The 8,922-nt window shown below is 46.5% G+C and carries 10 protein-coding genes and 1 pseudogene; 9 read left to right on the forward strand and 2 right to left on the reverse strand.

Annotated features, from left to right (window positions below; genetic code table 11):
- Positions 1-22 precede the first annotated feature (22 nt).
- A complete protein-coding gene (locus tag A3844_RS25815; protein ID WP_074108911.1) occupies positions 23-391 on the forward strand; it encodes a VOC family protein in 369 nt (122 codons plus the stop codon).
- A 154-nt stretch (positions 392-545) separates the two neighbouring features.
- On the opposite strand, the gene A3844_RS25820 is transcribed toward A3844_RS25815, so the two are convergent.
- Together A3844_RS25820 and A3844_RS25825 are read right to left on the reverse strand one after the other, a co-directional pair.
- Positions 546-980 (reverse strand): VOC family protein, encoded by a 435-nt coding sequence (locus tag A3844_RS25820; protein ID WP_178382034.1) that lies wholly within the window; start codon positions 978-980, stop codon positions 546-548.
- Between the two features lie 125 nt (positions 981-1,105).
- Positions 1,106-2,041 carry a helix-turn-helix domain-containing protein gene (locus A3844_RS25825; RefSeq protein WP_083607021.1) on the reverse strand — a complete coding sequence of 312 codons (936 nt, stop codon included), beginning with the start codon at positions 2,039-2,041 and terminating at the stop codon, positions 1,106-1,108.
- 213 nt (positions 2,042-2,254) lie between these two features.
- Here A3844_RS25825 and A3844_RS25830 point away from each other — a divergent pair, with 213 nt between their 5' ends.
- From A3844_RS25830 to A3844_RS33570, 8 genes and pseudogenes are all read left to right on the forward strand, one after another.
- A complete protein-coding gene (locus A3844_RS25830; RefSeq protein WP_074108913.1) occupies positions 2,255-3,445 on the forward strand; it encodes a serine hydrolase domain-containing protein in 1,191 nt (396 codons plus the stop codon).
- The gene (locus tag A3844_RS25835; protein WP_074108916.1) at positions 3,445-4,263 is read left to right on the forward strand and encodes an ABC transporter permease; all 819 of its coding nucleotides are present in this window, start codon (positions 3,445-3,447) and stop codon (positions 4,261-4,263) included. Before A3844_RS25830 ends, A3844_RS25835 begins: the two co-directional genes overlap by 1 nt.
- A gap of 28 nt (positions 4,264-4,291) precedes the next feature.
- Positions 4,292-5,074: an ABC transporter permease gene (locus A3844_RS25840; RefSeq protein ID WP_074086329.1), complete on the forward strand. Its 783-nt coding sequence runs from the start codon at positions 4,292-4,294 to the stop codon at positions 5,072-5,074.
- Positions 5,071-6,069 carry an ABC transporter ATP-binding protein gene (locus A3844_RS25845; protein ID WP_074101243.1) on the forward strand — a complete coding sequence of 333 codons (999 nt, stop codon included), beginning with the start codon at positions 5,071-5,073 and terminating at the stop codon, positions 6,067-6,069. The genes A3844_RS25840 and A3844_RS25845 overlap by 4 nt, the downstream gene beginning before the upstream one ends.
- A gap of 3 nt (positions 6,070-6,072) precedes the next feature.
- Entirely contained in the window at positions 6,073-6,561 is a 489-nt protein-coding gene (locus A3844_RS25850; protein ID WP_074108917.1) for a GNAT family N-acetyltransferase, read from the forward strand.
- A 105-nt stretch (positions 6,562-6,666) separates the two neighbouring features.
- Positions 6,667-7,239, forward strand: a complete 573-nt coding sequence (locus A3844_RS25855) for a hypothetical protein (protein WP_074086326.1) — start codon at positions 6,667-6,669, stop codon at positions 7,237-7,239.
- Positions 7,240-7,293: 54 nt separating this feature from the next.
- Positions 7,294-8,601, forward strand: a complete 1,308-nt coding sequence (locus tag A3844_RS25860; protein ID WP_074108920.1) for a TerD family protein — start codon at positions 7,294-7,296, stop codon at positions 8,599-8,601.
- A 181-nt stretch (positions 8,602-8,782) separates the two neighbouring features.
- Positions 8,783-8,922, forward strand: a pseudogene (locus A3844_RS33570) (transcriptional regulator); the annotation flags it as partial.

Genomic DNA, 8,922 nt, shown 5'->3' on the forward strand with positions numbered 1-8,922 from the left:
AATGAAGGGGAAATATAAATCTATGAAATTGAGCCTGAATTGGATTACGCTTAGGGTACACGATCTGGAAGCTTCCCTTGATTTCTATCACAGGATTCTGGGGCTTCCGGTTGAACGCAGGTTTGAGAGCAGAGGAAGACAAATTGTCATGTTAGGTACAGGAGGGGGACAGCCGAAGATCGAGCTGATTCAGGGAGATGAGACAGTTCTGAAGCCCGAGTGCGGGGTCTCTGTTGGTTTCGAGGTGGCGTCGCTGGATGAGGCAATCGATCATTTGACGAGCCAGGGCATCCCGTTAGCACGCGGGCCGATCATGCCTAACCCTTACCTAAGGTTCTTGTATGTTCTTGATCCGGACGGCTTCGAGGTACAGCTAGCGGAGCACATCTAGAGCAGTGGCGGCCTTTTACTTAATGATTTCCATTACACTCAAAAAGAAAAAGACTGCCTTCACCATGAAGTGCGGTCTTTTTCCAAGTAAGCGATATAAAAACACTACGCCTTGCTATCGGTTTTTTTCAAGCGATTTAGCACTACTCATAGTGTTAACTCTCAAATAAGGCTTCGAACCGTTTCTGCATTTCTTCCGGGTTTACGACTTCAATAGTAGTGTAGATCATCCAATAATGTCCGAACGGATCCTTTACACTTCCCGCTCGATCACCATAGAATTGATCTGTCATCGGATTAACAATAATCGCTCCAGCCGCAACCGCCTGTTGAAACACCGTATCCGCATCGTCGACCTGCAGTTGGATACCCACCGTTGTGTTCCCCATAGTTTCCGGACCGAGAATGCCATATTCAGGATATTCCCCTGCAAGGGATATTTTAGCACCGCCGATTGTAATTTCAGCATGAGCCACTTTACCTCCCGGCTCCGTCAAGCGATAATGCTCCACTGCACCAAAAGCTTCCTTATAGAATCCAATCGCCTCAGCAGTATTCTTAATCCATAGGAATGGAGTTGCTGTATTCATTATTGACACCTTCCTTTTCTCTAAATATGTAACTAATCCATCTCAATGAATATCCTAACGGACCTCCCCATATGCGTATAGTAAAAAATTGAACCTTTATTTAATGATTGACCGACCTTCCCCTATTAGATAAGTATCCCAACATGATTATGATGCCTGTCTTGTCTTGAGAAATAATCTGTTGGATTGAGGCTGGAGAACGCTTGAAAATCTTTAATAAAATGCATCTGATCATAATATCCGCAAGCCATAGCGACATCTAGCCAATTGACGTTCTTAGCCTGGTCTATTTGGTTTAATACTTCCTGAAAGCGGCGAAGACGACAGAAGAGCTTAGGAGTCAACCCCACTTCTTCTTTAAAAATCTGAATAAATCTCCTATGGCTTATACCAATTTGTCCAATCACATCCGAGAGGGGTCTTTTTAAAGGCAAGCTCAGAAATTCGTTAAGCGCAAAGTGAACTGCCGGATGCTGTATCAGAGGTTGTGAAGCCAGCTTAATAAGGCTTTTCTCCAACTGCTGGAACTTATCATCCACCGTTTTGGTTAACAGTAACTTCTCATGCATAACATGGGCTTGTACTCCCCACAATGCATCCAGGGATACATGAATATTATGTACTTCATCCACTGGCATTTTAAGAAATGGATAAACACCGCCTGGTTTGAAGTGTACTCCCAAAACTGTAGACTTCACAGAAGTATCAATGATGAAAGACTTCGAATGCGGCCCACAAATAACAGAGCTGCCATATGCCCTCACCAGGCCTTTATTTTCCCGGTCTAATAGGTTAATCTTCCCCCCACTCAAGTTGAACACAAGTTCAATCGAACCATCCGGCAGCGTAAGTTCCTGCGAATACGGTGAGGTATAGCCTTCGAAATACCAAAAAAAATCCACAAAACCTGACAAAGGAGCTTGTGGAATATAAGTGCGTAACAGCATGGCGTTTACCTGACAGGAGCTATGGACATTAATCCATGTAGCCGCTCCACCCTCTCTTTGGCTGCATTCTCTCATAGATCTAATATAACCTTTTCCTTCCATTTCAAAAAGCATTTCAACGAAGTAAATCTCCCCGATAAAATCATGAATTCCTATACGTTATCACCTATAGGATGAATAATCCCCCGGGCAAGTTTGGTTATAAAACAAACTCTCTGTTGTAACATCCATTCCTTGGAAATATACTTAACGTAGTTATTTTGAGAGCGCTTTAGTTAGAGCGGTCCACTTCGCATACGTAAAAATAGATAAGGAGGCATATATCATATGCTATTTACACCAGGGGTTACCGACTGCTCACCGGCAGAGGCAGGTTACGACACTTCAAGAATTGAGGTTTTGAATGCCCATTTCCAGACCCTGATCGATCAAAAAAAGATCCAGGCCGCATCTTACTGCGTCTCCAGGTATGGAAAGACATTTATGCACGGGGCTATGGGACCGCTCTCTTTCCGGGAAGATAGGGTGGATCCGCTTTTACCAACAACCGTTCATAATATCGCGTCCATTACTAAAGCCATTACCTCAGTTGCTATCGCCAAGCTTGTGGAGGACGGTATTCTTCGGTTTGACATCCCGGTTGGCGCCATACTTGAACCGTTGAATGTGGCCCCGTTTGATAAAATCGATATCTATAGCCTTCTGACCCATACCTCGGGCCTGTTTCCCGACTGTGCAGGGAGCATCCCCTATCATAAGTCTTATTGGCAGCTCATTGAAGAGTATTTCGAAAAATATACCCCTGAGGACGGTGATCCCGACTGGATCACAGCCGCGCTGAGCTGCGGGGTCAATAAAAAATTAGGCGAAGAATGGCAATATTGCTCCTTCGGCTTCTGCCTGCTCGGAGAAATTATTAAAAAAGTGACCGGTGTAACCGCTGAGCAGTACATAGAAGAGCAAATCCTGAAGCCTCTGGGTATGAAGGACACGGTTTGGGAACTGACGCCCGAATTGGCCAAACGCGCTATTATAAGAAATGAAAGACATGAAAAGCGGCTGAACGATCGAATCAACGGTAATCAGCCTGAAGACTCGCAAATGGAACAGCTGTGGGATACGGTTTCCAAAACCGGGGGAGGCCTGGCCTCTACACCCGCTGACCTCATCCGGTTCGCCAACATGCTCCTGGGCATGGGAACCCTGGGCGATACCCGTATTGTCGGCCGCAAAGCAGTCGAAAAAATCACAACCCGCACCCTGCACGGGGTTCCCGATTACTGCTGGGGTAACGATGTCAAAGACCGGAGCTACGGCATTGGTCTCGATATGAGAAGAGGCCCTGCCTTCCTCTACTCAGAGACCAGCTATTTCCATGAAGGTGCGGGAGCCTGCTGCATGGTCATTGACCCTACAGAACAGCTCGCTGCCGTATGGTTTGTGCCTTTTGTCGGTGATAATTGGTACGCGGAAGGCTTGTTCAATGTAACCAATATCATTTGGTCAGGACTGATCTAATGAACAGCTTGAAGCACAATTGGCTGATTTGCCGGACGGTAGCGGGCGTGACCTACAAAGAGTGGAGTGCTTACCGCACTCATTCTATGGTGTCCGTTATCGTCGGCCCTGTATATTTTATGGTGCAATATTTCATCTGGACGGCGGTATATGGAGGTCATTCTTCGCTCGGCGGCATGGCACTCCCCGAGATGATCCGCTACTTTGGGGCTACTGCGCTTATCGGTTACCTGATCATGGATTTTGCCGACTGGAACTTATCTATGCTTGTGCGTACCGGTAAATTTCTCACCTTTCATTTGCGCCCGATTCATCACCGTTCGTTCGCATTATTTCAGAAACTCGGCCATCGGTCTTTAGGCTTCCTGTTTGAATTTTTGCCGTGCCTTCTGATCTTTATTTTTATTTTTGGAGTAGATATGCGTCCGGCAAGCCTTCCATGGACTTTTCTGTCGGTGCTGCTTGCCTTTCTAATGAATTTTTATGTGAACTACATGATTGGCCTGACTTCATTTTGGCTTGTCCAGTCGAGCGGAATACGAAGTGCGTTTATGCTGGTGTCGGGTATTTTTTCGGGTGCGCTTATTCCGCTTGATTTCTTTCCGCACTCGCTGCAGGTGATCCAGTTCTTCCTGCCGTTTCAGTACATGGCTTACCTGCCGGCAATGGTGTTCACCGGCCATTATTCTCTTGGAGGCCTTGAGCTATCCATACAGCAAGCTGTAGGTATTCAGGCCATAGCAGTGCTTATTACGTTCGGATTGAACGAGCTCGTTCGCCGCCAGGCTATGAAGCAGTTTACCGCTGTCGGTGCGTGAATGACCCCATGAAAGGACAGTTCTTACCATGAAACGCTATCTGGATGTTTACAAGCAGTGTATGTATTCAGCTGCGCAATCCGCTGTGGCCTATCGCATGAATTTTATCGTCAGCAGCCTGATCACACTAGTCGGCAACATACTGTTTCCGCTGGTGACCCTGCTTATTTACCGGGCGGGAACCAGCTTTCCCGGCTGGAGCTTGTATGAGGTGTTGCTAATCCAATCTGTATTCACCATGTCCAGCGGGCTTTCAAGTGTTATTTTTGGCGGCGTTCTATGGACTACCATGTCGCATGTCCGTGAGGGAAGCTTCGAGGTTATTCTTCTTAAGCCGCTAAATCCGCTGTTTTATATTGTTGCGACTACATTTTCTACCGACAGTATCGGCTTGTTACTGGGCGGGATATCTCTATTTATATTCTCTGCTGCGCATGCAGGCGCTATTTCGGCCTTGTACTGGCTGCAGTTCGCCGGATTATTCATCGCAGGGACAGCTGTCCTGGCAGGATTATCCCTAATGATGGCCGCTATGTCCTTCAAATGGGTAGGCAATTCGAGAATCTCCGAGCTTGCCGACAGTGTGCTGCACATTGGAAAATATCCATTGCCCATTTTCCCGAAGGCTGTGCAGGCGGTAGCCTCGATGATCATTCCGGTGGGGATGATAGGCTTCTTCCCTGCCTCTGCTCTTCTTGGACGGGCGCAGGCCAGCGATTTCGCGGCTATTCTGCCGTGCTTCTTATTCCTGGCGGCGGGAGTATGGATTTATCGGCATATGATCAGATTGTACGAGGGGGTAGGCGGATGATGCCGGTTATTGATGTGAAGCATTTAACCAAAACTTATAAAACCTACAAGCGTGGCGCAGGTATGGGACAGACCTTCAAGAGCTTCTTCCAGCGCGAAGAAGTCATGGTCCACGCGGTCAACGATATCAGCTTTGCTATTGAGCAGGGAGAAATTTGCGGCATTCTGGGACCCAACGGGGCAGGGAAATCAACGGCAATCAAAATGCTCTGCGGAGCACTGTATCCTACAAGCGGGGAAATTCAGGTGCTTGGTTATTCGCCTGCCCGGGACAGAAAGCGCTATGTCGGCAAAATTGGAGCCGTATTCGGTCAGAAATCCCAGCTTATCTGGGATATTCCCCCTATCGACAGCTTTAACATGAACAGAGCAATCTACGGGATCGCCACTCCGGATTTTAAAAGCCGTCTGGAAGAGCTAACGGAGCTGCTGGATATTGCCCATGTGATCGAAAAGCCCACTCGAGTGCTGTCTCTTGGCGAACGCATGAAATGCGAATTCGTCATGGCTATGCTGCACCAGCCGGATATTTTGTTCCTCGATGAGCCTACCATCGGGCTGGATGTGATTGCCAAGGTCAAAATCCGCGAATTCGTTCACCAGATGAACAAGAAGCAGAATATGACATGTATCCTGACCACTCATGATCTTGAGGATGTGGAGGAGCTCGCGCACCGGGTCATAGTCATTAACCACGGAGAGAAGGTTTTTGATGATTCGCTTCAGCGGTTGAAGCTTTTCCTGGGTGAGAAGAAACGGGTCAGTTTTACTTTTTCGGAGTCCGTACAGGGCACCGTCTTCGACAATGCCTATACCAAGGTAATCGATAGGCCTTCCGATTTTCAAATTACGCTTGAAGTGGATACGGCCTATATCTCAATCAGCGATTTCCTAGAAGATATCTCCCGGAAGCACCGGTTCTCCGACATTTCGGTCAAGGAGCTCCCGATCCAGCAGGTGGTTATGAATATTTATGAGAATGCAGGGGGTTATTAGACCATGAGTGTTGAATTTAAAAAAGTGAGCGACTTTAGCCGGGGAATACTCTTTGAATTATTGACAGATGCGTACTCATTGGATCGCAGATATGAACAACGCTATTCTTCTGATTGGCAGGATTTTGATAACTTTTTCTTTGACCATTTAGAAATTGCTGATAAATATGGGCTTATCACAACACTAAATGATGAAGCTATCGGATTTGTTTCATGGGACCCGAGAAATATGCCTGAGTATGCGGAAATTGGCCATAATTGCATTACGTCAAAACATAAAGGCAAAGGTTATGGTAACATGCAGCTTCAAGAAGCGGTCAATAGAATTCTCCAACATGATGTGAGAAAAATTATTTTATTCACGAATGATGACCTAATCCCAGCTCAACGAATGTATGAGCGTGTCGGATTCGTAAAAGATCAAAAAAGAGAGAATCATAATGTTGCAAATATTGCGGGTGAACGCATAGATTATGTATATTTTGTAAAGTGAGAATAGTGTTTGTCATTACTAAATTACTAATCCTCTCTCCCAAGATTCCCCATATTCTGCTATGCTAATATAATCACATAGAAGAAGCAGGAGGCGGAATTTTGAATGGATGCATTTCAATATGAGCTTACTTCAGAGACGAATATCAATCTGAAATATGAGTATGGAGGCGAATACTTCACGTTCAGCCTGTATCGGGATGACAGAGGATGGGTTCTTCACCCCTTTGACGGTATCCTCCTGAGGAATCAGGCGATGTGTGCTCTTGTCGCACAAGAGTTGTTCAAGCACAAGCCTTTTCAGGTCATGCTGGCGAAAGAAGGTATTCTCTTCACTGATATACGTTCCACGGTTAACCTTGATAATGTGAACACTCCGATTGCCGCACGCAATGAGCGGGAGCCTTACGATAACGATAACGCTAACCCGGCTGATGACCTGATGGAATTTGTTCAGCAGCACTCGGTTGAAGAGGTCATTGATTACGAATGTAGCCTTATCGGAAGTCGCATCTCCTTTTACAGAGAAATCCTGCAGCGGATGTTCATGGACAATTTGGGTCCCTCGGATCCTGAATTCCAAAAGGTACAGGATATTGTCCGTATTTACGAACAGTCCTTGGATATGTTATCCAGTCTGAATGGTCCGAATCTTGACGCCGGAAGACGCGGCAGATAATAGCCTCTCCAGGTTTTGTCCAGGTTCTACTAATCTTTTGAAAGGCTGGTTCTAATGACATTTGAGCTAATAAAGGGACAAAAATGCAACTTAACAAAAGACGATCCACTCCTTACCCGTATTATAGTAGGAATGGGCTGGCACAATACAAGATCTGAGGTTGAGGTTGATTTTTCTGTGTTTTTGCTTACGCCGTCCCAGACTGTCTCTAAAGATGAGGACCTTATTTATTATGGTAATCCTTCTACTCCGAACCAATCCGTAGCTATATTGCCGTCCGATCAAAGAGTCTGCTCGGGGTTAGCCGATAACACACAGATCGCTGTCGAGCTCAGTCAAATCCCTACAGACTACGAACGGATTGCATTTGCACTAACGATATATGAAGGTGAGAAACGGCTGCAAAACTTCTCGCTATTGGGCGATGTGTATTTACGGATCGTCAACGCTGCTGATGGAACGGAACTTTTGCGCTACAGGCTTGGTAAAACCTTTTCGGTAGAGACCGCTATTGTCGTAGGAGAAATCTATAGATATCATAATGAATGGAAGTTCAGCGCTGTGGGTTCCGGATATGCAGGAGGCTTAGCTGCCTTATGTAAAAGTTATGGGATACAGGTCAACAACATCCTCCCGTCAGTTCAACCCGCCAGCCCAGTAATTCAATCGCAGCAGTCCCCCCTCTCTCTCCCAGAGCTGCGGTCACGGCCTAAGACGGCGGGCCATTTGCCCCCCTCTTCACCAGCTTCACCTTCAGCCGCTCCTTTAAATCTCAATACCATCCTGCTTAAGACACGCGGGGAGGTGATCAATCTCCAGAAAGGGACTGAATCCCTGGGCGAGATCCTGATCAATCTCAACTGGTATCAAAAAAAATCATCAGGATGGTTCGGAAGTAAAGGAATCGACCTTGACCTTGGTTGTCTGTTTGAATTAAAAAATGGCATTAAGGGCTCTGTCCAAGCACTCGGTGAATCCTTCGGAAGCTTGAACAGGCCGCCTTACATCTCCCTGGACGGGGATGACCGCACCGGATCCATAGCCACGGGCGAGAATCTGCGGATCAATGGCCATTATCTTTCCGAAATCAGCAGAATTGTGATCTTTGCTTTTATCTATGAAGGCATCACGAACTGGTCTGAGGCTGACGCCATTGTAACCATCAAGCAGCAAGGCGGACCAGAAATCGAGGTCCAGCTGGATGAGCATAACAATCATAAGGGGATGTGTGCCATCGCCATGATCCGTAATCAGAAGGATGAGACCTTCAGCGTGGAGAGACTCGTAGAATATTTCGCCGGGCACCAGGAATTGGATCAGTATTATAACTGGAATCTGAGATGGGAAGCCGGCAGCAAATAGCGATTCTTTTTATTTTAAATTGAATTCATTAAAAATGTTCGCGTTACAAGACGTAGGTTGTGAAGCACACGCCGCTCTCATACAATGCATGCCTGAATAATACTTCAGGAGGTATTGTTTTGGGGCGGTTTTTTTGTGGGATACCTTAAATTTGGGTTTATGAATTAAGAAGGAGATCGGTATGTCGCGATTTGGGCAGCAGTACGGGGAATGGTTAAGAAGCAATCTCGAGAATGAGAGCAACCACAGGCGCAGAGAATTACTTGGCAAAGGCTTAGGTCACGGAACAGTTGAGTTCCTCCGCACGGTATGGTTCGCGTG

Source organism: Paenibacillus helianthi (assembly GCF_001909055.1).
In the GTDB taxonomy this organism is placed as follows: Bacteria; Bacillota; Bacilli; order Paenibacillales; family Paenibacillaceae; genus Paenibacillus_AQ; species Paenibacillus_AQ helianthi.